Here is a 25,861-nt window from a genome sequence, read left to right as displayed (position 1 = left end):
GAATACGGTTAAGCGAGGATGCGGGTGCCAATGGACACGCCGTTAAAAAGAGTGGGTAGCTGTTCGGCATGACGCCAGCTGGCGATATCAACCGGACGGCCCAGCGTGCGGGCGGCGTCCAGCGCCGCATTCACTTTCACAATCATGCCGTCGGTGATGATGCCCTGCGCAATAAGCTGCTCTGCCCTGGCAGCGGTCATCTCTTCAATGCGCTGGCCTTTGCCATCCAGAATACCGCTGACATCCGACAGCAGGATCAGATCCGCGCCCAGCGTGGAAGCCAGCGCGGTGGCGGCCTGATCGGCGTTAACGTTCATCAGCTTACCGTCTTCGGTAATGCCGATAGAGCTGATCACCGGCAGAAAACCGCCGTTGAGCAGCGTATTCAGCAGTTTTGGCGAACCGGGCGTGGCGTTGCCGACGTGGCCCAGCTCTTCATCAAACTGCGCGACGTTAACGCTGCCGCCGTCGCCCAGACAAAGGCCGACCGCCTCAAGACCGTGTTTTTTCGACCAGGCCAGCAGGGTTTTGTTCGCCGTGCCCGCCAGCGCGCCGGTAATGATATCGATCTGATCCGCAGGCGTGACCCGCAGGCCGTTTTTCTTTTTCACCGGCAGCGCGAGCTTCTTCATCAGCTCATCCACCAGGTAGCCGCCGCCGTGAACGATTACCAGCGGGCGCTGATGCGATTCGCGCCAGCTTGCCAGCGCGGTAAACAACTTTTCCAGCGCTTCTTCGCTGTCCAGCAGCACGCCGCCGAGTTTGATAATTAATGGATTGGTCATGGTCTTACTCGCTGATTAAATAAGTGACTGCGTTTCCGGAAAACCGAAACGAATATTCAGGCACTGCACGGCCTGCGTTGAGGCGCCCTTCAGCAGGTTATCTTCCGCTGATACCACGATCAGGTGTTCGCCCTGCACGGCAAAGCCGATATCGCAGAACGGCAGGCCCGCCACGGCCTTAATGGACGGCACGCCTTTATCGTACAGGCGCACCAGCGGTTTATCGTGATAGGCATTGTGAAACGCTTCCGCCACGTCCTCACGGGTGATACCCGCCTTCAGGCGGCAGGTGGTGGTCGCCAGAATGCCGCGCGGGAAGTTGCCCAGATGCGGGGTGAAGATCACCGGAATGCCCAGATGTGCGGTAATTTCAGGATGATGACGATGGTTGAAGATGCCGTAAGGTTGCAGGCTGACTTCGCAAAAGCTGGTGGTCACCGAGGCCTTGCGGCCCGCGCCGCTGACGCCGCTGGTAGCGTTGATCACCGGCCACTGCGCGTCATTCAGCAGTCCCGCCTGCACCAACGGTTTCAACGCCAGCTGCGCGGCGGTGGGATAGCAGCCCGGCACGGCGATCAGCCGGGCCTCTTTGATTTTTTCCTGCTGCCACTCGGCAAGGCCATACACCGCTTTATCCAGCCAGTCCGGGTGCTGATGCGGGAAGCCATAAAAATCGGTGTAAAAATCGGGATTATTTACGCGGAACGCACCGGACAGATCGAACACCACGCAGCCTGCGGCCAGAAAGGCGGGCGCGAGATCGTGGCTCACCTCATGCGCGGTCGCCATAAACACCACGTCCACGTTGCCAGCAAAATCCGCCGCGCTGCTGAGCGGCTGCAACGGCAGATCGATAATGCCCTTCAGCTGCGGATGGAGATCGGAAAGCAATTTTCCTGCATCGGGGCTTTGCGCTGAAACCGCTAAAGCGGTTATGTTCACTTCAGGGTGACGATTCAGACAGGTCGCGAGTTCAACGCCAGCGTAGCCGCTGGCACCAACGATCAGCGTATTCAACATCAGACTGACACCTTTTTCGGTCACGAATTTCCGGCTTGCAGCAGCTGCGTGGCCGGGCGATCGGCGCGCGATCTGCTGGAAAAATTATCGGTTTCCAACCGTACGCCATTAATGTATTTTTATTCACTATTAATGCATGAATATTGATACTATCCTAACGCAAGGACTGTCAACAGTGAAGACAAAATTACCCCCTTTTATCGAGCTTTATCGTGAGTTGATTGCCACACCATCCATCAGCGCAACCGATAGCGCCATCGATCAGAGTAATGAGAATTTAATCAGTTTGCTGGCCAGCTGGTTCCGCGATCTCGGCTTCAGCGTTGAGGTTCAGCCCGTTCCCGGCACGCGTCATAAATTTAACATGCTGGCGAAGACCGGCAGCGGCGCGGGTGGCCTGTTGCTGGCGGGCCATACCGACACCGTGCCGTTCGACGACGGCCGCTGGACGCGCGATCCCTTCACCCTGACCGAGCACGACAACAAGCTTTACGGCCTGGGCACCGCCGACATGAAGGGCTTCTTCGCTTTTATTGTAGATACTCTGCGCGACGTGGACGTGACAACGCTGTCGAAACCGCTCTACATCCTGGCGACGGCCGATGAAGAAACGTCGATGGCAGGCGCGAAGTACTTCTCGGAAAACACCGCCATTCGGCCTGACTGCGCGATTATCGGCGAGCCAACGTCGCTGAAACCGGTGCGCGCACACAAAGGGCATCTCTCCCATGCCATTCGTATTCAGGGGCAGTCCGGCCACTCCAGCGATCCGGCGCGCGGCGTCAACGCCATTGAGTTGATGCATGAATCCATTACCCAACTGATGGAACTGCGCAACACGCTGAAAACACGCTATCGTCACGACGGCTTTGTTATCCCCTATCCGACCATGAACTTTGGTCATATCAACGGCGGCGACGCGGCGAACCGCATCTGCGCCTGCTGCGAACTGCATATGGATATTCGCCCGCTGCCGGGCCTGACGCTGAGCGAACTGGACGGGTTATTGAATGAGGCGCTGGCGCCTGTCAGCGAACGCTGGCCGGGACGTCTGACCGTGAGCGAACTGCATCCGCCGATCCCCGGCTACGAATGTCCGCCCGATCATCAGCTGGTTCAGGTGGTAGAAAAACTGCTGGGAACTGAAACCGAAGTGGTGAATTACTGTACCGAAGCGCCGTTTATCCAGACGCTTTGCCCGACGCTGGTCCTTGGCCCCGGCTCTATCGATCAGGCGCATCAACCTGACGAATATCTCGACACCGCTTTTATTAAGCCTACGCGCGCGCTGATCGCGCAGGTGGTACATCATTTCTGCCACCATTAATGATGACGCCGGGCAATTAACTATTAAAACAGCAGGTTGTTCTGTAATTTCAGTCAGCCGCCGATAAGAATAACTTATTGCAAGTTCTTGTAATTAAATTTCATAAATTACCGCTACTTAGCCCTTTTGAAAGTAAAGTTTAAGTCAATTGACGAATGGCGGTTAACATGGCTAGATAAAAGGCAGGGTTATGCCGACAGCGGTGAAATAAAACGACAAAAGGCGTCAGGGGTCATATGAACGAACAGTATTCCGCAATGCGAAGTAATGTCAGTATGCTCGGCAAACTGCTGGGAGACACAATCAAGGATGCGCTGGGAGAAAATATTCTCGAACGGGTGGAAACCATCCGTAAGCTCTCGAAATCGTCCCGCGCGGGCAATGAGGATGACCGCCAGCAGCTGCTTTCGACGCTGCAAAATCTCTCCAACGACGAGCTGCTGCCCGTGGCGCGCGCCTTCAGCCAGTTTCTGAACCTGACCAACGTTGCCGAGCAATACCACACCATTTCGCCTAATGGTGAAGGCGCTAACCATCCTGAGATGCTGACCGGTACGTTTGAGCGCCTTAAACAGCAGCCCGATCTGACCGAAGCCGCCATCCGCGAAGCCATTGAGTCGTTGTCGCTTGAGCTGGTGCTGACCGCGCATCCCACCGAGATCACCCGCCGGACGCTGATCCACAAGCTGGTGGAAGTGAACAGTTGCCTGGCGCAGCTCGATCACAACGATCTCTCCGACTATGAGCGCGCGAAAATCATGCGCCGCCTGCGTCAGCTGGTGGCACAGGCGTGGCATACCGATGAAATCCGCAAATACCGCCCTTCACCGATCGATGAGGCAAAATGGGGCTTTGCCGTCGTTGAAAACAGCCTGTGGGAAGGCGTGCCGCATTTCCTGCGCGAGCTGAATGAACAGGTTGAGGCCGTTTTTGGCATGAAGCTGCCGGTCGATTTTGTACCGGTTAAATTCACCTCGTGGATGGGCGGCGACCGGGACGGCAACCCTAACGTGACCGCCGACATCACCCGCCACGTGCTGCAACTCAGCCGCTGGAAAGCAACCGATCTGTTCCTGCGCGACATCGCGGTGCTGGTTTCTGAGCTCTCTATGTCGGAGTGCACGCCGGACATTCGCGAACTGTGCGGCAAGCCTGACGCGCTGGAACCGTATCGCGAAATCATGAAAAAGCTGCGCAGCCAGCTGATGAACACCCAGTCATACCTTGAAGGCCGCCTGAAAGGCGAGCGCCTGCCGCGCCCGGACGATCTGCTGATCGCCAACGAGCAGCTGTGGGAGCCGCTTTACGCCTGCTATCAGTCGCTCCAGGCGTGCGGCATGGGCATTATCGCTAACGGCCAGCTGCTGGATACGCTGCGCCGCGTGAAATGCTTCGGCGTGCCGTTAGTGCGCATTGATATCCGTCAGGAGAGCACCCGCCACACCGAAGCCATTGCCGAAATCACCCGCTACCTTGGCCTCGGTGACTACGAAAGCTGGTCCGAAGCCGACAAGCAGGCTTTCCTGATCCGCGAGTTGAACTCAAAACGTCCTCTGCTGCCACGCCAGTGGGCGCCGAGCGACGACACGCGCGAGGTACTGGAAACCTGCCGCGTGGCGGCGGATGCGCCCCAGGGTTCTATCGCCGCCTATGTGATTTCGATGGCGAAAACGCCATCGGACGTGCTGGCGGTACATCTGCTGTTGAAAGAGGCCGGCATTCCGTTCGCCATGCCGGTTGCGCCGCTGTTCGAAACCCTTGACGACCTGAACAACGCCAATGACGTGATGAGCCAGTTACTGAATATCGACTGGTATCGCGGTTTCATTCAGGGCAAGCAGATGGTGATGATCGGCTATTCAGACTCGGCGAAAGACGCGGGCGTGATGGCCGCCAGCTGGGCGCAATATCAGGCGCAGGATGCGCTGATCAAAACCTGTGAAAAAGCGGGCATTGCGCTGACGCTGTTCCACGGACGTGGCGGCACCATCGGTCGCGGCGGCGCGCCGGCGCACGCGGCGCTGCTGTCACAACCGCCCGGCAGCCTGAAGGGCGGCCTGCGCGTGACCGAACAGGGCGAAATGATCCGCTTTAAATATGGCCTGCCGGAAGTCACCATCAGCAGCCTGTCGCTCTATACCGGCGCCATTCTGGAAGCCAACCTGCTGCCGCCGCCGGAGCCAAAAACGCAGTGGCGGGCGATCATGGATCAGCTGTCGGCGGATTCCTGCGCGATGTATCGCGGCTACGTACGTGAAAACGAGGATTTCGTGCCCTACTTCCGCTCGGCCACGCCGGAGCTGGAGCTGGGCAAACTGCCGCTCGGTTCGCGGCCGGCCAAGCGTCGTCCTACCGGCGGCGTGGAGTCGCTGCGCGCTATTCCGTGGATTTTCGCCTGGACGCAAAACCGCCTGATGCTGCCTGCCTGGCTTGGCGCAGGCGCGGCATTGCAGACGGCGATGGAAGCCGGTCATCAGGATCAGCTGGAAGCCATGTGTCGCGACTGGCCGTTCTTCTCAACGCGTCTTGGCATGCTGGAGATGGTTTTTTCAAAAGCCGATCTGTGGCTGGCGGAGTACTACGATCAGCGTTTGGTGGATAAGTCGCTGTGGCCGCTGGGCAGGCAGCTGCGCGATCAGCTGGATGCCGATATCACCGCCGTACTGACCATCGCTAACGATGCGCATCTGATGGCCGACCAGCCGTGGATTGCGGAATCCATCGCGCTGCGTAATGTCTATACCGATCCGCTCAACGTGCTTCAGGCCGAGCTGCTGCACCGTTCGCGTCAGCAGGAAGCGCGCGGCGAAGCGTCAGACGCCCGCGTCGAGCAGGCGCTGATGGTAACGATTGCCGGTGTTGCCGCCGGGATGCGCAATACGGGCTAATCTCCCTCGCCCGACGGCTTGCCGTCGGGCAACCTGTCTCAGACACTCTGCTGCCAGGCGGTGTAGAGCAGTGAGTTATCCATTTCCAGCGCCTCAAGCGGGATCAGCTCGCCCGCCTTGACGTCCCGGTTCAGCACCTTATCGGACAGCAGATAATACGGCGCCAGTCCGGCGGCGTCGGCTTTCGGCAGCAAACGTGCGCTGACCGCCTCGATAGTATGATGATGGCCGCCCATCTCCAGCAGTTCGCCTTTTTTGATATCCCGCTCGGCAAAACCCGCCATCACGGCGTGCACCGCCTGCGTTGTCGAACCGGATGCGCGTTTATGCAGTACGGCAGAGAAGATACTGTGCGGCGATTCCAGCCCCATGATGTGATAAGGCAGGTAGATACAGGCGTATTTGCGGCTGCGGCTCACCACATGGCCTTTGCCCGCCAGCATCTCCCAGGTCTCGTCATCTTTACAGCGCACAATAACGAAAACGCCGCCGCCAAAGCTCACTTCATCATCGCGACGCAGACAGTTGAATACGTCAACCACGCCGGTGCGCGTCAGGATGCCGCCCTCTTCCTGAGGAATAAAAATATCGGCCAGTTCGCTGATATGGCAGAGCGGATAGCTCATCGCATCGCAGGCGGGGATCAGACCCGACGAGTTTGCCACGACGTTCATTTCACAGTAGTCCGGCGTGGCGGAGAGCGGCAGAGAGGAGAGCAGCGCTTTACGCTGCGCCAGCGTCGCGCCAACGTCATCGCCCAGCCCCCAACACGCACCCAGTTCAGGCGCGTCGACTTTACGTCCGCTGTAGTCAAGCTGGCCGCTCTGCGCTGACCAGACATAGTCGTATTCGCTTGATTTCCCCGCCGCCACAATATCAAAGCCCAACACCTTCGCCCAGGTGATCAGGCCAATCAGGTTAGCAGGCTGATCGCCATCCACCGTGGTGTAAACAGCACTGTTTTCCAGCGCCAGTTTATTCAGCCACGGCCCGGCGACCGAATCGGTTTCCTTACTGACCATGCCGACATGCACGCCGCGCTTCAGGGCGTTAATGGCGATCTGCACGCTGATCTCCGGCCTGCCGGTGGCTTCGATCACCATATCCAGCGACAGCGCGTCCAGCAGGGCGAAGTCGTTGACGATGGCCGCTTTTCCCGATGCTTCTGCCGTTCTGGCTTCATCAGCGCTGTGGCACACTTCGGCGTCCTGACAGTAACCGAGCGTATTCAGCAGCGAACGCGTGCCATCAACGTTGATATCGCACAGCGCCACCACTTCCAGCGCAGGAATGTCGCGGCACTGCACCAGAAAAGATCGCCCAAAACCGCCGCTGGCGCCGGTAATGGCGATACGGATGCGGCGGCTCGTTAACTCAGAAAACAACAGTTCATAATTCATGATAATTCCTCGACGACGCGTCGTTAGCTCACGATCGCATTCAGCAATAAGACAAAAATCAGGCCCAGGATCGACAGGAAAGAGACCAGCAGCGTCCAGCTTTTCAGCGTCTCTGCCACCGTCAGTTGGAAATACTCTTTAAACAGCCAGAAGCCGGAATCGTTAACGTGGGAGAGCATCAGTCCGCCCGTGCTGGTTGCCAGCACCAGCAGCGGCAGGTTGACGCCGCCGTGCGCCGCCAGGGGCGCTACAATGCCTGCGGTGGTGACCACGGCGACCGTCGCCGAGCCAATGGCGATGCGGATCAGCGCCGCCACCAGCCACGCCAGTACCAGCGGCGAAATGTTCCAGTGCATCGCTGAGTCCGCGATCAGCGTGCTGACGTGCGTGGCAAGCAGCATCTCCTTCAGGCCGCCGCCGGCCCCCAGGATCAGGATGATCGCCGCACAGGGCCCGAGGCTTTTACCCAGCATTTTTTGCAGCTGCTGCATAGAGTGGCCGCTGCGAATGCCAAGCGCGTAAATGGCGAACAGTACGGCGATCAGCAGGGAGACGATCGGATCGCCAATGGTGTTGAGGATCTCTGCCGCTGTGCTGCCGGGCGCGACTGCGTTTTTCGCCAGCGTGCGGCACATCATTAACATTGGCGGCAACAGAATGGTCAGCATCGCGAGGAAAAACGACGGGCTGCGTTTTTCGCTCTGTTCAGTCGCCTCAATGGGGAGCGCGTCGTTGCTGAAGTCCTGGCGGCCTAAATCGGGGAATGTCTTCATGACAAACGCCGTAAATACCGGGCCGGCGAGCAGCACCATCGGCACCGCCAGCAGCAGGCCGAAGAACATCGCCTGCCCGGCATCGGCGCTATAGGTGGTCATGGCCAGCGTCGGCGCCGGATGCGGCAACAGCAGGCCATGCGCGACGTATAAACCGGCTGCCATCGGAATACCGATACGCATCAGCTGGCTGCGCGTGCGGCGGGCAATGGCATAAACCAGCGGCACCAGCATCACAAAGCTGACGTCAAACAGGTGCGGCAGGCCGATAATCAGCGCGGCGATACAGATGGTCAGCGGGATCAGCCGCACCGAACCGAGCCGGATAAAGGTGTTGGCAATTTTGTCCGCGCCGCCGGACTCCAGCAGCAGTCCGCCGAGCATGGTGCCGAGGCCGACGACCAGCCCGGTCGATCCCAGTACGCCGCCGAAGCCTTTTTCAAAGCTTTTTATGGTCTGCGTGGGCGACAGACCTGCCGCGACACCAAGAAAACCTGCGGAAATAATTAAAGCCAAAAAAGGATGGAACTTAAATTGCGTAATTAAAATAATAAGAATTGCGATTGCACTGATCAGCGCAATGAACTGACTGATGTCGAAATGCATAGTGCCTCCGGGCATATTGAAATATGCCTTATCGATTATAATAAGCCTTATACTTTCATAATTAGCGTGTAGGGTTCAGCGTGAGCGTTTACATCAGTTCATTCCTCATATTTTATCGGTTTGTGCCTGATGCAACCGGAGATCAATGGCTGCCAGGTTTTTTAAAATTTCGGCGGGTAACTGATCGTCGCAAATAATATCGTCCAGTTGATCAAGATGGCAGATATGAAACATGCCGTACTTGCCGTATTTGCTGCTGTCAGAAACCAGCACGTTCCGGCGCGATGAAGCCAGTACCGCCTTTTTCACCAGCATCTTGCCCTCATCCGGCGTGGAGACGCCGTGTTCGATATCCCATGAGCTTGAGCTGATAAAGGCGACGTCGATATTATGCTCACGAATAAACTGCGCCGCGCTGTGTCCGACGCAGGAACGATTACGAATATCGATCTGCCCACCGGTATGGTAAATATCGATGTGAGGCATCGTCATTAAAAAATCAGCAATAGTAAAATCGTTGGTGACAATCGCCACCTTTTTTAATTTTTTCGCCACGCAGCGCGCTATTTCATACGTGGTGGTGCCCGCATCCAGATAAATAACCTTACCGGATTCAACAAACCTTTCGGCAATAATACCGATATCTCTTTTTACCTTATGATGAAGCAATGCTTTTTCAACGTAAGGCAGCTCCTGAATCAGCGACGCATTTAATTTCGCCCCGCCGCTGATTAACGTAACTTTTCCTTCATCTTCCATCTCTTTGAGATCGCGACGAATGGTCATATGTGAAACGTCCAGCAGCTTTACCAGCTCATTGATCGCCGCGTGCGCGTGCTGGTGCAGGTAGCTGTAGATAAATGTGCGGCGTTCGTCAGGCAACATGGCTCTCTCTCGTGCGACGCTTAGTGACCGCCGCCGAAGGTGGTGCGCAGTTCGGCGACCTGTTCCTCATTCAGCCTGACCATACCATGCGGCAGCAGCGTGAAGTAGAGCCGGGCCGTATCCTCAAGCTCTTCGGCGTTGAAGGTCGCTTCGCGCAGGTTTGCGCCGCCAATGACCGGCCCGTGATTCGCCAACAGCATCGCATTATGCGTCGGTGCCAGCGCGCCGACCTCGTCCGCCAGCCCGGCATGGCCCGGTCGGTAATAGGGAATAAGCGGCAGCCTGCCAACCCGCATGACAAAGTAGGGGGTGATCGGCGGCAGGCAGTCGGTCGGATCGAGGCCCGGCAGACAGGAGAGCGCGGTGAGCGACGGCGAGTGAAGGTGCACCACGCCGCCAATATCCGGCCGCTGGCGATAAAAAGCCAGATGCATCACCGACTCCTTGGACGGTTTATTGCCTGATACCCAATTGCCTTCCGCGTCCAGCTCGCTGAGGGTGGCGGCATCCAGCGAGCCAAAGCTGGAATTGGTCGGCGTTACCAGAAATCCGCCGCCCGGCAGGCGGCAGCTCAGATTTCCCGCGCCGCCGCTGCAATAGCCACGCATAAACATTGAGTGTGCCAGCGAGACCATCTGCTCGCGGTGTTCCCTATCACGCATGATAAAACTCCTGGGCCTTAGTAAAAAAATGCTCATCCCCAAAATTACCTGACTTCAGCGCCAGCCAGAGCGGGCGGTGAAGATCTTTTACCCAGGGTACGCCGGGGGTGATCGTCTCACCGATGGCAAAGCCCTCTACGGAGAGCTTCTGTACGATCAGGCTGGATGTTTCGCCGCCCGCCACGATAAATTTGTTCACGCCCTGCCCGTTTAATTCAACGGCCAGTGCGGCAAAAAGGTGTTCAATGGCGCTGCCGACCGCCTCCACGCCAAAGCGTTCTTGCAGCGCTTTCACCTCTTCCGCCGGGCGCGTGGCATAGATCATCGGCGCTTTTTCCGCAGACTGCGTTAACACCCACGCGGCCAGTTCCGCCTGATAGTCCGCATCGTTCAGGCAGCGCTCCACATCCAGCGCCAGCGAAGGAGCACGTTCGCGGTAATGCGCCACCTGCTGATTGGTCATCAATGAACAGCTTCCGGCAAGGATCAGCGTGCGTCCGGTCGATAAAGGCGCAAACTCCTCCGCCTGCGGCGGCTGTGGATGCCGCGCGGCCAGCGCGCCTGCCAGACCGGAGCCGCCGGTCAGCAGGACGTTGTGCGGCAGCGCATCGGCCAGCGTCAACAAATCGTCCTGGGTTAGCGCATCCACCACCGCATAACGTTTTCCTTCGTTTTCTAACTGCGCCAGCCGCCGGACGACAGCCGCTTTTCCTTCACCCAACGTCGCCAGAGAAACCAGCCCGCAGGTGCCTTGCGCCTGTTGTTCCATGACGCGAAGAAGGTTGGCGTCTTTCATTGGCGTCAGCGGATGGTTTTCCATGCCGGACTCATTAAGCAGACGTCCGTTCACAAAGAGATGACCGTGAACCACGGTACGGCCGTTGATCGGCAGCGCCGGACACAATATCGCCATCGGCGCACGCGTCTCCGCCAGCAGAAAGTCGGTAACCGGGCCGATATTCCCCGCCGATGTTGAATCAAAAGTGGAGCAGTACTTGAAGTAGAGACGCTCGCAGCCCTGCGTCGTCAGCCAGCGGCTGGCGTGTGCAGAGAGCGCCACCGCCTGCTCAGCGGCGCAGGAGCGGCTCTTCAGCGAAATCACCACGGCATCGGCGTTGGCCAGATCGACGGTGCCGGTCGGGATGCCGTTTAACTGCACCACCCGCCAGCCGGATGTGGCCATGAAACTGGCGATGTCCGTTGCGCCCGTAAAATCATCTGCGATGATGCCCAGCTTAATTGTCATAACGTTACCGCGTGTTCTGACCGTGTGAATTTATGAAACATTATGCGCGGATCGGATTCACATTCCGATGAGGCATATCACACTTACGCGCCGGGGAATTGCACCTGAAAATCCGTCAACCTGTTGTTTTATCACAATCAACAGAGAAAGCAGATATTCACAACGCGCTGTGAATTCATGTGAAGTATCGTGACGGTGTGGAACCGAATCGGGAGAGATGAACACTTTCTGAGAAGAGAAGCGCTTATGAGAGGCAATGAGCTGGCAAGGAGCCCTGCTTTTCTGAACAAACGGGGCAGTCGCCTGCCCCGCAACATCATGCTGTTGCTAACGTCGGCCGCACGCCCAGCGTGTGGCAAATGGCATAGCTCATTTCTGCGCGGTTCAGCGTGTAGAAGTGAAAATCCTTCACCCCTTCGCGGCTGAGAATTCTCACCATGTCCATCGCCACGTTGGCACCGACCATCTTGCGGGTTTCAGGGTCGTCATCCAGTCCTTCAAACATGCTGGTCATCCAGCCCGGTACGCGCACGTTGGTCATAGTGGCGAAGCGCTGAAGCTGTTTGAAGTTGGAAACCGGCAAAATGCCCGGCACGATTTCCACGTCGATGCCGGTGGCGACGCAGCGATCGCGAAAGCGCAGATAGCTTTCAACGTCGAAGAAAAACTGCGTAATCGCCCGGTTGGCGCCCGCGTCGATTTTACGCTTGAGGTTAATCAGATCGGATTGCGCGCTTTTCGCTTCCGGGTGCACTTCCGGGTAAGCCGCAACGGAAATATCAAAATCGCCCACGTCTTTCAGCAGCGACACCAGATCTGCGCCGTACATTTCCGGTTTGCCGCCGCCCGGCGGCAGATCGCCGCGCAGCGCAACGATATGACGGATGCCGTTATCCCAGTAGTCTCTGGCAATGGTGCGCAGTTCGTCAGGCGTGGCGTCGATGCAGGTGAGATGCGGCGCGGCTTCCAGGCCGGTACGATCCTTAATGCCTTTAATAATGCTGTGCGTACGGTCACGCTCACCGGAGTTCGCGCCGTAGGTGACGGAAACGAATTTAGGTTTCAGGCTGCTCAGCCGATCGATTGAGTTCCACAGAGTCTGTTCCATTTCACTGGTACGCGGTGGGAAAAATTCGAAGGAGACGTTAATCCGTCCGCTCAACTCGGCCAGACTTTGATTCAGCGCTTCGCGCTGGTTGGCGTGGAAAAAACTCATGGCTTACCTCAATCGATCGCGTTATGAATGACTCGTCCAGTTGAACATCCATACGTTTAGACGTCCAGACACTCAAAATGACGGAATCCGCTTATCCAGTCAACCTGTAATTGCTTTCGGCAAGTGACAAATTCTCAGTGATAATGAGAAAAATTCATATAAGGACGCGGTATGAAGCAAAAGAAAAGCCGGGCCAGAACGGGTCTGGCCCCCGACGCGTTATAAAAGCTGCGCCAGCCTGTTGAGATCGGATTGAATGGCGCCAGCGGTGACATCCCGTCCCGCACCCGGGCCGCGGATCACCAGAGGATTATCGCGATACCAGCGGCTTTCGATGGCAAATACGTTGTCGCATGGCAGTAGTGAAGCGAGCGGATGATCGCCTCTTACCGCCTCAACACCAACGCGCGCTTTACCGTTGGCGTCAAAACGCGCCACATAGCGCAGAACCAACCCCAGCTCCTGCGCCGCTTCAAAACGCTGCTGCATCTGCTCATTCAGCATCTCACCGTTCTCGAAAAAGTGATCGACGGATTCGTTTTCGCAACCTTTCGGCACCAGCGACTCGACGCGCACCTGCTCCGGCTCGATATCGTAACCGGCTTCACGCGCCAGGATCACCAGCTTGCGCATCACGTCCTGCCCGGAGAGATCCACGCGCGGGTCCGGCTCGGTCAGACCCTGCTGCCACGCCTGATCGACCAGCTCGGTAAACGGCACCGTGCCGTCATATTGCAGAAACAGCCACGAGAGCGTGCCGGAGAAGATACCGCTGATAGAGAGAATGCTGTCACCACTTTCGCGCAGATCGCGCACGGTGTGATTCACCGGCAGCCCGGCGCCTACCGTGGCGTTGTACAGCCAGTGTCGTCCGGTTTTCGCAAAGGCATCGCGGATCTGGCGATAGCGATGGCTGTCCGACGCGCCCGCCACTTTATTGGCGCTGACCACGTGAAAACCGTGGCTTGCAAAGTCCAGATACTGTTCGGCCAGCGTTTCGCTGGCGGTCACATCCAGCACCACCAGGTCATCAAAGGGATGCGCCCGCATCCACAAAAACAACGATTCTTCATCGTGCCCGACCGCTTCGTCTTCAAAAAAGGCCAGGGCGCGGCTGGCATCCAGCCCCTGATAATTGAGCAGGCTGCGGCGGCTGTCCACCACGCCCGCCAGCACAAATTCAAAGCCCGTTCTGGCCGACAGCGTTTCCCGTTCGCGGCCAAACAGCTCAAGCCAGCGTGAACCGATGTTGCCTTTACCGAACAGCATCAGTCCAACCTGTTTTTCCGCGCGGAACAGCGACTGATGAAGGCCCCGAATCAGGCTCTCCGTCGGGCCAACGCGCAGCACGGCGACCAGACTGATGCTCTCTTCCGACTGCCAGATAAACTCAACGGGCTGATCTTTTAACTGCTGCCAGAAGCGATGACTGTGCAGTGGATTACGGCAGACGCCCGCCCCGACCAGCGCAACCAGCGCCATGCCCTCGCGAAGCCGGATGCTGCCGGGCAAGGCGGCGTTTTCAAGCAGCGCGCGCGCGCTGTTGACCACTTCAGAGGTGTAGCAAAGCTGGAGAAGGTTGCGATCCGGATGAAGACCGATTGCCAGCGGACGCAGCTGCGCACGTTTGAGTAATTGATCCAACTCTTTATGCAGCGTGGCGAAATCATGCTGCGGCGGCACCTGATACTCAATCAGGCAGACATCGTCGTGGCTGGTGACGATCCGCGCGCCGGTGCCGGAAGCCAGCACGCGCTCAATGCGTGTGGAACCCTGCTCCGGCTGATAGCTACAGCGCAGTTGCAGATCGATATCGCTGCCGGAAACCGGTTGCAGCGTGCGGGTATGCAGCACCGGGGCCGCCAGCCGCGCCAGTTCACTGGCCTCATCAAGCCGCAGCAGCGGCAGCAGGCAGGCATCCTTCACCTTGCGCGGATCGGCGCTGTACACGCCCGCGACGTCGCTCCAGATGGTGACGCGGGAAACGCCCGCCAACGCACCAATTTGCGTAGCGGAGTAGTCGCTGCCGTTGCGACCCAGTAATACCGTGTCGCCCGCCTCGTTGCGGCAGATAAAACCGGTGATCACCAGTCGCTGGTTGGGATGCTGCGCCAGCAGCTGCTGAAGCAGAGGCCAGGATTTCCCCTCATCCACCTGCGGCTGCGCGGCCTGCTCGGCCCGCAGAAAATCGCGGGCGTCCAGACAAACAGCGGCGATATCCTGCTGATTAAGTACGGCGGCCATCAGACGCGCCGACCAGATCTCGCCATGACCGACGACTTCGGCATACACGGCATCGGTAATGTTGCCGTCAAGCAACGCCGCCAGCCGTTCCAGATCATGGATAAAGCCGGTAGTGAGTTCTGCCGCCTGAGCGGCGGGAAGCAGGGCGCCGATCAAATCGCTTTGATAACGACGTAGCGCCTGCTGAACCTGATGCGCGGAGAGGCGGTCACTCTGGCTCAGTTTGAGCCAGCTGATTAACTGGTTAGTTGTGCCGCCTGCGGCGGAAACCACCATGATATCGCCGGGAAAACTGTACCCGGCCATGATCCCGGCGACCCGCTGATAACATTTCGCGTCAGCAAGGCTGCTGCCGCCAAATTTATGTAGCTGACGCGTGCCCGCTACTGCTGACTGACTCATGCTCATTCCTCGGCCGCGATCCTGAATGCGTTATCCAGATCGGCGATTAAATCTTCGTGATCTTCAATTCCTACCGAAATCCGCAACAGGGTTTCCGAAATACCCGCCGCCGCGCGCGCCTCTGCCGACATCCCTGCATGGGTCATGGTCGCCGTATGGGAAATCAAACTTTCCACGCCGCCCAGCGATTCCGCCAGGGTGAACAGCGCCAGCGCGCGCAGAAAGCGACGCAGCGTCTGCTCATCGCCATCCAGCTCAAAACTTAACATAGCGCCAAAGCCTTTTTGCTGACGTACCGCAAAGGCATGGCCCGGATTTTCGGGCAAAGAAGGATGATACAGTTTTTTCACCAACGGCTGATGCCTGAGGTAGTCGACAATGGCCAGCGCGTTACGCTGCGCAGCGGCCATTCTGGGTGCCAGTGTACGCAGGCCGCGCAGCAGCAAATAGCTGTCGAACGCCGCGCCCGTCACGCCGATATTATTGGCCCACCATGCCAGCTCAGTCACCAAGCCGGGATCTTTAGCAATCACAACGCCTGCGACAACGTCGGAGTGGCCGTTCAGGTATTTCGTACAGGAATGCAGCACCAGATCCGCGCCCAGCGCCAGCGGATTTTGCAGCGCCGGGCTCAAAAAAGTATTGTCAACGACGCTCAGCGCGCCCGCTTCCCTGACGGCTTTGCAGATGCCAGCGATATCAACCACGCGCAGCAGCGGATTGCTGGGGCTTTCAATCAGCACCAGCTTCGGCTTGTCCTGCAACGCGGCCTGCAATGCAGCGCTGTCGCCTTGATCGACAAATTTCACCCGATACGCGCCGCGTTTACTCAGGCTGTCAAACAGCCGGTAGCTGCCGCCGTAGCAGTCATGAGGCGCGACCAGCAGATCGCCGGGTTTAAGAAAAACGGTACACACCAGATGAATAGCAGACATCCCGGTATTGGTCATCACCGCGCCAGCGCCGCCTTCCAGCTCCGCCAGCGCGCGTTGCACCACGTCGCGCGTTGGGTTACCGCGGCGAGAGTAGTCATGAGCTCGGGGCTGGTTGAAATCGGTGAAATTATAGGTGCTGGAGAGATGGATCGGCGGAACAACGCAGCCGTATTGCTCGTCGTCATTTAAACCGCTGCGGACCGCAATGGTTGCCTGTTTACGCGTCATAGTGCATACATTCCTGGCAAGTATAAAAGAAGCACTAGCATAACAGCGCAAAAACGGACGTCAATACATCTGGACATCTAAATGTCTTTGCGTATAGATTGAGCAAACTGGCAATAACCGTTAATATTATGGCCCTATAGCCGACAGAAAGTTGAACCGAGGCAGTATAGCGGGCCCCAACTTCAGGCATAATTAGCCGAATTCCGGCATGTTGATAATTTTAATGATGACTAAGGTAACCCATGGCTGAATGGAACGGCGAATATATCAGCCCTTACGCTGAGCACGGCAAAAAGAGCGAGCAGGTAAAAAAGATTACGGTATCTATCCCGTTGAAAGTGCTTAAGATCCTGACCGATGAGCGCACCCGTCGCCAGGTGAACAACCTGCGTCACGCGACCAACAGTGAACTGCTGTGTGAAGCTTTTCTCCACGCGTTTACCGGGCAACCGCTGCCGGACGATGTTGATCTGCGTAAAGAGCGGAATGATGAAATTCCCGAAGAGGCGAAGGTGATTATGCGCGAGATGGGCGTCGACCCTGATACGTGGGAATATTGATCGCCCCGTTCTCTGTTAAGGGGATAGCACGGACTCTCCGGGTAAATGCTATCCCTTTAAAAATTTATTATCAGTAATATTTGGAATTATTACTATATCAATAGCCATTCATGATCAATACAATCCTGCTATTAATAATGGAATATAATAATACCAGGTTTAACACATGGACCGTTTTCACAAAAACCCGCGACAGCGGTTTTTTTATCTGTTTGCTTCTTTTTTCTCCGCAGCAGTTTCCCTCAGCGCCTCCGCCGATCGGGACGGGCTTCCTGTTGGTACCGAAAAGGCGTTGAAAGATAATTCAACACAACAAATCGAACAAGATAAAATTCGAAAAGAACACTTGTTACCGCTGAAAAATGAAAATAATTCCAGCGTCAGCGATCTGCAAAAAGATATCATCCTCTTTCCTGAAGAGAATAGTTGTTACGATATAGAGAGCGTGTCATATCACGTTGACAACGATACCATTAACTTTAGCCGCTTGCGCGATATTACCCGGCAGGCCGAAGGGAAGTGTTTAGGCATTGAAGGCATCCGTCTGTTGTCAAAAACGATCCAAAATGAAATTATCCGCATGGGTTATATTACCACACGTCTTGAGATGCCCGACCAGGATCTGACAAAGCGGAAACTTAATTTTATTATCCTAACCGGAAAGGTGGGTAAAATTCGCCTGGCTGAAAGCAGCGGAAACTATATCAGCCTGAAAAATACGTTACCTTTACATGAGGGCGATATTCTTAATCTACGCGATCTGGAGCAGGGAAGTTTTAACCTTAAAAGAGTACCCGGTTCCGAGGTCAAAATTGAAATACTACCCGGTAAATATCAGGGCGAGAGCGACGTTGACATTACGCGCGAGCAGAACAAATACTGGCAGGTCGCAGCCTGGTTAGACGATGCAGGGAGTAAAGCCACCGGACGTTACCAGGGCGGTGGCGCGCTCTATCTTAATAATATCACCTCGCTCAGCGATTCGCTTTATTTCTCGTATGGACGAGATATTGATTTCAGCCATAAACCGTTCGGTAACAGTAACCGCGCCGTAGGCTATTCCGTACCGTGGAATTACTGGTGGCTGGATCTTTATGCCAGTGAAAGTCAATCACAGCAGCATATTCAGGGTAACCAGGCAAGCTGGAATCTGAATAATTACAACCATTATCTGAGCGCGCAGGTAAACTATCTGCTTTCGCAGTCTATGACGCATAAAACGTCTGCCGGAATGCAGATATTTAACATCGGGACACGCTATTATTTTAATGGTAATACCGAGCTGACCAGCATGCATAAAAAGAGTGCAGGCCTGAAAGCAATAATTAAACATTCGCATCAATGGGAAAGAAGCAGCGTTGATACCACTCTGTCACTGCAAAAAAAGATGCCCTGGTTTGGCAGCCTTGCAACACAGGAAGCGAAGTTTAATTTAATTGACCATGATGCAACTATAGCGACGTTGAATATCGCCGGGTCTGGCTGGTTTGATATTGCTTCGCATAAGATTCACTATGCGCCACAGCTTAACGTACAGCTGTCACCAAACCGTCTCTCCTCGTTGGATCGTTTTTCAATTGGCAGCCGTTGGACAGTGCGTGGTTTCGATGGTGAAAGCAGCCTGCAACAAAATCAGGGAGGATACTGGCGGAATACGTTCAGTCTGATATTGCCTGAGAAAAACTACCAGCCTTATTTAGGTGCGGATGTCGGCAGAATTATTGGCGATGCCAGCCAAAATGGTATCGTTGGTAAAACATTAATGGGTAGCGTCGCAGGTGTACGCGGCTGGTTATGGAATACACATTATGATGTTTTTCTCGGTGTACCATTGGTGAAACCGCATAATTTCCATACTGACTCATTGACACTCGGATTTTCAATGCAGTGGAGTTATTAAGTAAGAGAAGAGGCGTAGTAATTTTTATCGCCGTGTTTTTAAAATAATATTAAATTAAAGGATTAAATAATGAAACATCAATTTAACGTTCTTTTTATTGCTACCGCAGTAGCACTTTTCTCTCATGCAGCCAGCGCCGATCCTGAGCAGTATCAACACCGTAATGGCACAGTGGTTGTCGATATCAATAAAGCGAATTCAAACGGTCTTTCTCATAACCTGTGGAAAGAGTTCAACGTTAGCAAGAACGGTATGATTTTAAATAACTCAACTACCGATATCTTACGTGATGCCGGCAACATTGCTAAAAACAATAACCTCGATAGCGCGGCAAAAATTATTTTGAATGAGGTTATCACCAATAAGGCCAGTTCACTAAAAGGCTTTATAGAAGTTGCCGGTCAAAAAGCGGATGTGATTATTGCTAACCCTAACGGCATTACCTGCTCAGGCTGTAGCTTTATTAATACCGACCGTGCAACGTTGACTACCGGTACACCTCTGATTAACGCAGAAGGCGCGTTGACCGGTTTTAATGTTGTTAAAGGCAGCATTACGGTTGGCGCTGAGGGTCTGAACAACACCAGCTATACTGAGTTGCTGGCGAATAATATCCAGCTTGACGGCATGGTGAAATCCAGTAGCGTAAACGCTATTGCTGGAAATTATCGCTATGACCGCGCAACCAGGCAAATCGAAGCGGGCAAGGAAGCGAAAAATGCCACTATTGATGTTCAGTCGTTAGGCGGCATTACGGCAAACACAATTTTCCTCGCCACCACTCAGGCGGGCGCGGGCGTAAATAATAAAGGCCTCCTTAACGGTCAGCTTATTCAAATCAACAGCAGTGGTAAGCTGGTCAATACCGGCACTATCTCTTCGATGTTTGGAACAAGTGTGAACGCCAGCGACAGCATTGAAAATAAAGCTGAAGGCAAAATCGAGTCAATGAACATGATTAGCCTGGCGACGACCAGAGACGTTGTCAACGAAGGCACGCTGGCCTCTCAGTTTGGTACCATTGGCCTTTATGCTATCCCTGCTGCGCCAGACGAGAATAACCTGCTCGGTTCAATTTTTGACACTCTGTTCGGTTGGAGCGGTAATATCACTAACCGTGGCACCATTAAAACAGGCGGCAATATTGAAATGCTCTCAAGCAAAAGCATTACTCTGGCGAGCGGCTCGATTGAAGCAGGCAAATCATTGACTCTGTTTACCGGAGGTGCCGCGACTAACGGCGGCGCTATCTCTGCTAACAATGTGGATCTGCTGGCTGCAAACCTTAATAACAGCGGTACAATTAGTGCCAGCCAGGACATGAACATCAGTGCACAAAAAGGCATCCGCAACGTTGGAATGTTGGAAGGGAAAAATCTGACCCTTGCCACCGAAGGCACCCTCGTTAATGGGGAGTGTAACTGGTTCATCTTTTGCAGCGCCGGTACGTTAAAAGCAGAACAACTGACGATTAAAGCACCTAAGGTAACCAGCATCAATAAGGTAGAGGGTAACATTGATGCAAAATACATCGTGCTGAACCCGATTGAAGAGATTATTGAAGACGCAGAATAATTACGTGGTGATTACCGCCTGATTTTGGGCTATGCAAGACACCGTGCTGGTGATTATCAGCACGGTGTCTTTTGCCGTTCAGGTTCATCTCACTCTGCTCCGGTTTCATTATGATTCAGATATAAAAAAACCCGGCCGAAGCCGGGTTTATTATGCATCCGAAGCGGAGCTTGCAGCAGCTTATTTGCTGCCCGGGATGCTGAAACGCTTGTTGAAGCGGTCCACACGACCACCGGTAGCAACGTCACGCTGCTTACCAGTGTAGAACGGGTGGCATTTGCCACACACGTCCAGGTTCAGATCGTGACCCACCGTTGAGCGGGTTTTGATTTCGTTACCGCAAGAACATTTAGCAGTAACTTCAGCATAATTTGGATGAATATCTTTTTTCATGGGAAACCTCAGTTAAGGCCGTGTCGCTCTCCCGTGCCAGGAAATTCCTGCACCGGCACCACACGATGATTAAAATTCAGATGAATTGATACCTGAATGCAGCATCAAGGCGGCGAACTATACAGAAAGTAACCGTTCGCTGCAATCGAATCCGCACATTCAGGAAGACACAGTGTACACTATTCCGCTCACAAATTCATCCGGATGATCTCATGCCCGTTGTTCAGGTTGCCCTGCCGGTCCCGCTTGCCCGCCACTTCGATTATCTGTTGCCGGCGCATCTGCCGACGGTTGCTGTTGGCGCGCGCGTGGAAGTCCCTTTTGGCAAGCGTAAGGCAACGGGCATTGTTGTTGGCCTGCGTGAAGGCAGTGACCTGCCGCGTGAGCAGTTGAAAGAAATTATTCGTGTGATGGACAGTGCCTCACTGTTTCCTCCTTCCCTGTGGCGTATCCTGCTGTGGGCGGCTGACTACTACCATTTTCCGCACGGCGAAGTGCTGTTTCACGCGCTGCCGGTGCTGCTTCGCCAGGGCAAACCGGCAGAAAAGGCACCGCTGTTTCAGTGGACGCTGAGCGAAACGGGACACGCCACCGCGCCTGAAAGCCTGAAGCGTGCGCCAAAGCAGCAGCAGGCGCTTGCGGCTCTGCGCCAGCGTAGCCTTTGGCGCCATGAGATCGGCCAGCACGATATCACCGACGCCACGCTTCAGGCGCTGCGTGCCAAAGGACTCTGTGAGCTTCGCAGCCTGGCGCCCGCCTCTGAGGACTGGCGCAGCCGGTTCAGCGTCACTGGCGAAAGGCTTCGTCTCAACACCGAGCAGGCCACGGCCGTGGGCGCGATCCGTAGTGAAGACGACCATTTTGCCGCCTGGCTGCTGGCGGGGATCACTGGTTCCGGTAAAACAGAGGTATATCTCAGCGTGCTGGAAAACGTGCTGGAGAGCGGCCGTCAGGCGCTGGTGCTGGTGCCGGAGATTGGCCTGACGCCGCAAACCATCGCGCGTTTTCGTGAGCGTTTCACTGCGCCGGTAGATGTACTGCACTCTGCGTTGAACGACAGCGAGAGGCTGGCGGTCTGGCTGCGCGCCCGCAGCGGTGAAACGGCGATTATTATCGGTACACGTTCAGCACTGTTCACACCTTTTGCCCACCTGGGCGTTATCATTATTGATGAAGAGCATGACAGCTCCTACAAACAGCAGGAAGGCTGGCGCTATCAGGCGCGAGATCTGGCGGTGTTTCGCGCGCGACAGGAAGATATTCCCATCGTTTTGGGCTCGGCAACCCCGGCCCTGGAAACCCTGCACAACGTACAAACCGGCAAATATCGCCAGCTCAATCTGAGTAAACGGGCGGGTAATGCGCGTCAGGCGACGCAGCATCTTATTGATTTAAAGGGCGTAAGACTGGAAGGCGGTCTTTCGCCTGCGTTGATTAAAAGAATCGGCCAGCATCTTCAGGCGGATAACCAGGTGCTGCTGTTTCTCAACCGCCGTGGCTTTTCGCCTGCCATGCTGTGCCACGAGTGCGGCTGGATTGCGGAATGCCAGCGCTGCGATCGCTATTACACGCTGCATCAACAGCACCATCAACTTCGCTGCCATCACTGTGACAGCCAGCGACCTGTGCCTCACCAATGCCCGCAGTGCGGATCGACGCATCTGGTGCCGGTCGGGCTTGGCACCGAGCAGCTGGAGCACAATTTAACGCAACGCTTTCCCGACGTGCCGCTTTCGCGTATTGACCGCGACACCACCAGCCGTAAGGGCGCGCTTGAACAACACCTGGCTGATGTCCATCGCGGCGGTGCGCGGATACTTGTCGGCACGCAGATGTTGGCAAAAGGCCACCATTTTCCCGACGTAACGCTGGTTTCTCTGCTTGATGTGGATGGCGCGCTCTTCTCCGCAGATTTTCGCTCCGCCGAGCGCTTTGCCCAGCTGTATACGCAGGTTGCCGGGCGCGCCGGGCGCGCCGGAAAGCAGGGAGAGGTGCTGCTCCAGACTCATCACCCTGAACATCCGCTGCTGCAAACGCTGATGCATAAAGGCTACGATGCGTTTGCCCGCCAGGCGCTGGAGGAACGGAAAACCGTGCTGCTGCCGCCGTTCACTCATCACGCGCTTTTTCGCTCGGAAGATCACGATAATCAGCAGTCATCGCTGTTTCTCCAGCAGCTACGCAACCTGTTGGAAGCCAGCCCGCTTAAAGATGAAGCGTTTTGGGTCATGGGCCCGGTTCCCGCACTGCAACCCAAGCGCAGCGGACGCTATCGCTGGCAGTTGCTGTTGCAGCATCCTTCACGCGGCACGCTCCAGCGCCTGATAAAAAACACCCTTCCGTTGATCGGTACCTTGCCGCAGGCGCGAAAGGTGAAATGGACGCTGGATGTCGATCCAACAGAAGGTTGAAAAAAGTCGCGTCTTGCAATACGTCCTGCGAGACACCTCGAAAATAGTCGCTTAAGTCACATTTTTTATGCAAATTAAGTAACGACGGCCCGCCACATCTGATAAAAATGTGATGGAGATCGAAACAGGGACGCGTAAGTGCGCTTCATTTATCAGAGCGATCGTTTACACGCGGCGGAGAGAGGAGGATAAAACGTTGGTGCATCATCGAGAGGCAACGGGCGCGACCATGAAGGACGTGGCGGAAAAGGCGGGCGTATCGACAGCCACCGTTTCGCGTGCCCTGATGAGTCCTGAAAAAGTCTCCGCCGTCACGCGTCAGAAAGTTGAAGACGCCGTGACCGCCGTGGGTTACTCGCCTCATACGCTGGCGCGCAACAGCAAGCGCAGCGAATCACGCACCATCCTGGTTATCGTTCCTGATATTTGCGATCCCTTTTTCAGCGAAATGATCCGCGGCGTGGAATCGGTGGCCGCAGCCGTAGGCTACCTGGTGCTGTTGGGCGACTGCGCGCATCAGAATCAGCAGGAGAGATCGTTTCTCGACCTGATGCTTACGCGTCAAATCGACGGTATGGTGCTGCTGGGTTCGCAGGTGCCGTTTGACAGTACTAATGAAGAGCAGCGCGCGCTGCTGCCAATGGTGATGGCGAACGAATTTGCGCCAGAGCTGGATCTTCCCACGGTGCATATCGACAATCTGACCGCGGCCTTCGAGGCGGTCAATCACCTGCTGAGGCTGGGCCACAGCCGCATTGCCTGTATTGCCGGGCCGCAGGATATGCCGCTTTGCCAGTATCGCCTTCAAGGCTATATTCAGGCACTCAGACGCAGTGGTATCGCAGTGGACCCGCACTATATTGTACGCGGTGATTTCACCTTTGACGCGGGCAGCCGGGCCATGCAGTACCTGATGGCGCTGCCGGAGCCGCCGGATGCGCTCTTTTGCCACAGCGATATCATGGCGCTGGGCGCGATGTCTGAAGCGAAGATCATGGGGCTGCGCATCCCGCAGGATATCTCGCTGATTGGCTTTGATGATATTGAGCTTTCCCGCTACAGTGACCCGCAGCTCACCACCGTTTCGCAGCCGCGTTTTGAGATCGGCCGCGAAGCGATGAACCTGCTGCTTGAGCAGCTTCAGGGAAAAACCGTCAACAGCGGCTCCAGGCTGCTGGATTTCGAGCTCAAAATTCGCGGTAGCACGGCCCCTTCCCTACGGGATGAAAACGCGCGTTAAACCGGTGCCTCTGGCGGTAAATTTCAAGAATCAGGAGATTCTTACCGCCATTCCCGCTGGTCAAAGTTCCGGCCCTTGAGTAACATGGCGGGCTAAAAGCTGGGTACTCCAGCGGCAATGTTGCCCGCCCTCTCCTTTTTTATTGATTATTAGCGGAACGATAGTGGCACAAAAAGATTACGTAGGCCGCGGGCGTTCGACAGGGACGCGTCGCAAGAAGACCAACAGTCGCAGTAAAAAGCGTAGCGGTGGTTCAGGCGTATCGAAAATTATGGTGGTTCTCGCCGTCGCAGTCCTCGTCACCTTCGTTGGCGGCCTGTGGTTTATCGCACATCATAAAAAAGAAGAAACGCCGGTCATTCCCGATCATAAAGCGGTGGGCAACGGCCTGCCGCCGAAGCCTGAAGAGCGCTGGCGCTATATTAAAGAACTTGAAAATCGTCAGATTACCGTTCCTACGCCAACGGAACCGTCGGCGGGTGGCGAGGTGCATTCGCAAACGCAGCTTACCGACGAGCAACGGCAGCTGCTTGAGCAAATGCAGGCGGACATGCGTCAGCAGCCTACCCAGTTGAATGAAGTGCCATGGAATGAACAGACGCCTGCTCAGCGTCAGCAAACGCTTCAGCGTCAGCAGCAGCAAACTCAGCTTCAGCAGCAGTCGCGGATGCAGCAGCAGCAGCAAACTCAGCTTCAGCAGCAGTCGCGGATGCAGCAGCAACAGCAAACTCAGCTCCAGCAGCAGTCGCGAATGCAACAGCAGCAGCCCGTGCAGACGCAGCATCCCGTAAAAACGCAGCCTCGCCCCGCCGCTCCTGTGACGCGCGAGCCGGTTCGCCAGGCACCTGCGCAGGCCGCCGCCGAGCCGCAGCCAAAAGCAGAAAGCAAGCCGAAGGACGTTGAAAAGGAAACAGCGCAGCGCTGGATGGTACAGTGCGGCTCCTTTAAAGGCACCGATCAGGCCGAATCGATCCGCGCTCAGCTGGCCTTCGAAGGGTTTGAGAGCCGGATCACCAGCGGCGGCGGCTGGAATCGCGTGGTGATTGGCCCGTACAACGGACGCGCCAGCGCAGACAGCACGTTGAAGAAGCTGCGCGGCTCCGGCCATACAAATTGTATTCCTCTTTCCATCGGGGGTTGAAACCCTTCGAACCTGCCCCATATC

Annotated in this window: 19 protein-coding genes; 8 read left to right on the top strand and 11 right to left on the bottom strand. The window is 55.8% G+C overall.

All coding sequences use genetic code 11. The features are described from left to right. Positions 1 to 8: 8 nt before the first annotated feature. Both argB and argC read right to left on the bottom strand, forming a co-directional pair. Complete coding sequence (gene argB / locus GS12_RS01315) at positions 9 to 785, bottom strand: acetylglutamate kinase (RefSeq protein ID WP_034943249.1); 777 nt, start codon at positions 783 to 785, stop codon at positions 9 to 11. Between the two features lie 15 nt (positions 786 to 800). After that, the gene (argC, locus tag GS12_RS01310) at positions 801 to 1,805 is read right to left on the bottom strand and encodes an N-acetyl-gamma-glutamyl-phosphate reductase (protein ID WP_034943278.1); all 1,005 of its coding nucleotides are present in this window, start codon (positions 1,803 to 1,805) and stop codon (positions 801 to 803) included. A 175-nt stretch (positions 1,806 to 1,980) separates the two neighbouring features. Between argC and argE the strand changes: the two genes are divergently transcribed. Both argE and ppc read left to right on the top strand, forming a co-directional pair. After that, the gene (gene argE, locus GS12_RS01305; protein WP_034943247.1) at positions 1,981 to 3,132 is read left to right on the top strand and encodes an acetylornithine deacetylase; all 1,152 of its coding nucleotides are present in this window, start codon (positions 1,981 to 1,983) and stop codon (positions 3,130 to 3,132) included. Positions 3,133 to 3,368: 236 nt separating this feature from the next. After that, positions 3,369 to 6,020 (top strand): phosphoenolpyruvate carboxylase, encoded by a 2,652-nt coding sequence (gene ppc / locus GS12_RS01300; protein ID WP_034943245.1) that lies wholly within the window; start codon positions 3,369 to 3,371, stop codon positions 6,018 to 6,020. 38 nt (positions 6,021 to 6,058) lie between these two features. On the opposite strand, the gene GS12_RS01295 is transcribed toward ppc, so the two are convergent. From GS12_RS01295 to metB, 8 genes are all read right to left on the bottom strand, one after another. Then, entirely contained in the window at positions 6,059 to 7,420 is a 1,362-nt protein-coding gene (locus GS12_RS01295) for an NAD(P)H-dependent oxidoreductase (RefSeq protein ID WP_034943243.1), read from the bottom strand. A gap of 23 nt (positions 7,421 to 7,443) precedes the next feature. Beyond that, positions 7,444 to 8,799 carry a GntT/GntP/DsdX family permease gene (locus GS12_RS01290; RefSeq protein WP_034943241.1) on the bottom strand — a complete coding sequence of 452 codons (1,356 nt, stop codon included), beginning with the start codon at positions 8,797 to 8,799 and terminating at the stop codon, positions 7,444 to 7,446. Between the two features lie 105 nt (positions 8,800 to 8,904). Beyond that, positions 8,905 to 9,684: a DeoR/GlpR family DNA-binding transcription regulator gene (locus tag GS12_RS01285; protein ID WP_034943239.1), complete on the bottom strand. Its 780-nt coding sequence runs from the start codon at positions 9,682 to 9,684 to the stop codon at positions 8,905 to 8,907. Positions 9,685 to 9,704: 20 nt separating this feature from the next. Further along, positions 9,705 to 10,346, bottom strand: a complete 642-nt coding sequence (otnC, locus tag GS12_RS01280; RefSeq protein WP_034918536.1) for a 3-oxo-tetronate 4-phosphate decarboxylase — start codon at positions 10,344 to 10,346, stop codon at positions 9,705 to 9,707. Beyond that, on the bottom strand, positions 10,339 to 11,592 hold the full coding sequence (otnK, locus tag GS12_RS01275) for a 3-oxo-tetronate kinase (RefSeq protein ID WP_200884500.1): 1,254 nt from the start codon (positions 11,590 to 11,592) through the stop codon (positions 10,339 to 10,341). The genes otnC and otnK overlap by 8 nt, the downstream gene beginning before the upstream one ends. Positions 11,593 to 11,908: 316 nt before the next feature. Then, on the bottom strand, positions 11,909 to 12,808 hold the full coding sequence (metF, locus tag GS12_RS01270; RefSeq protein ID WP_034943237.1) for a methylenetetrahydrofolate reductase: 900 nt from the start codon (positions 12,806 to 12,808) through the stop codon (positions 11,909 to 11,911). A gap of 219 nt (positions 12,809 to 13,027) precedes the next feature. Then, positions 13,028 to 15,454: a bifunctional aspartate kinase/homoserine dehydrogenase II gene (locus tag GS12_RS01265; RefSeq protein WP_034943235.1), complete on the bottom strand. Its 2,427-nt coding sequence runs from the start codon at positions 15,452 to 15,454 to the stop codon at positions 13,028 to 13,030. Positions 15,455 to 15,456: 2 nt separating this feature from the next. After that, positions 15,457 to 16,617 (bottom strand): cystathionine gamma-synthase, encoded by a 1,161-nt coding sequence (metB, locus tag GS12_RS01260; RefSeq protein ID WP_034943233.1) that lies wholly within the window; start codon positions 16,615 to 16,617, stop codon positions 15,457 to 15,459. 242 nt (positions 16,618 to 16,859) lie between these two features. Between metB and metJ the strand changes: the two genes are divergently transcribed. The 3 genes from metJ (at position 16,860) to GS12_RS01245 (ending at position 20,652) form a co-directional block, all read left to right on the top strand. Next, complete coding sequence (gene metJ, locus GS12_RS01255) at positions 16,860 to 17,177, top strand: met regulon transcriptional regulator MetJ (RefSeq protein ID WP_034918525.1); 318 nt, start codon at positions 16,860 to 16,862, stop codon at positions 17,175 to 17,177. Positions 17,178 to 17,343: 166 nt separating this feature from the next. Beyond that, complete coding sequence (locus GS12_RS01250) at positions 17,344 to 19,077, top strand: ShlB/FhaC/HecB family hemolysin secretion/activation protein (protein ID WP_052118312.1); 1,734 nt, start codon at positions 17,344 to 17,346, stop codon at positions 19,075 to 19,077. Positions 19,078 to 19,146: 69 nt separating this feature from the next. Beyond that, complete coding sequence (locus GS12_RS01245; protein ID WP_034943231.1) at positions 19,147 to 20,652, top strand: filamentous hemagglutinin N-terminal domain-containing protein; 1,506 nt, start codon at positions 19,147 to 19,149, stop codon at positions 20,650 to 20,652. A 180-nt stretch (positions 20,653 to 20,832) separates the two neighbouring features. Here GS12_RS01245 and rpmE read toward each other — a convergent pair whose 3' ends face one another. Continuing rightward, positions 20,833 to 21,045, bottom strand: a complete 213-nt coding sequence (gene rpmE, locus GS12_RS01240; RefSeq protein WP_034918521.1) for a 50S ribosomal protein L31 — start codon at positions 21,043 to 21,045, stop codon at positions 20,833 to 20,835. Positions 21,046 to 21,257: 212 nt separating this feature from the next. Between rpmE and priA the strand changes: the two genes are divergently transcribed. The 3 genes from priA to ftsN all read left to right on the top strand — a co-directional run bounded on the left by priA (position 21,258) and on the right by ftsN (position 25,837). After that, positions 21,258 to 23,456, top strand: a complete 2,199-nt coding sequence (priA, locus tag GS12_RS01235; protein ID WP_034943229.1) for a primosomal protein N' — start codon at positions 21,258 to 21,260, stop codon at positions 23,454 to 23,456. Positions 23,457 to 23,652: 196 nt separating this feature from the next. Further along, positions 23,653 to 24,696, top strand: coding sequence for a DNA-binding transcriptional regulator CytR (gene cytR, locus GS12_RS01230; RefSeq protein WP_072016813.1), 1,044 nt, complete (start codon positions 23,653 to 23,655; stop codon positions 24,694 to 24,696). A 163-nt stretch (positions 24,697 to 24,859) separates the two neighbouring features. Then, positions 24,860 to 25,837 (top strand): cell division protein FtsN, encoded by a 978-nt coding sequence (gene ftsN, locus GS12_RS01225; RefSeq protein ID WP_072016811.1) that lies wholly within the window; start codon positions 24,860 to 24,862, stop codon positions 25,835 to 25,837. The last annotated feature ends 24 nt before the right edge of the window (positions 25,838 to 25,861 follow it).

The sequence above is a fragment of the Erwinia oleae genome, assembly GCF_000770305.1.
GTDB classification, from domain to species: Bacteria; Pseudomonadota; Gammaproteobacteria; order Enterobacterales; family Enterobacteriaceae; genus Erwinia; species Erwinia oleae.
This window is presented reverse-complemented; position numbering and strand designations above follow the sequence as displayed.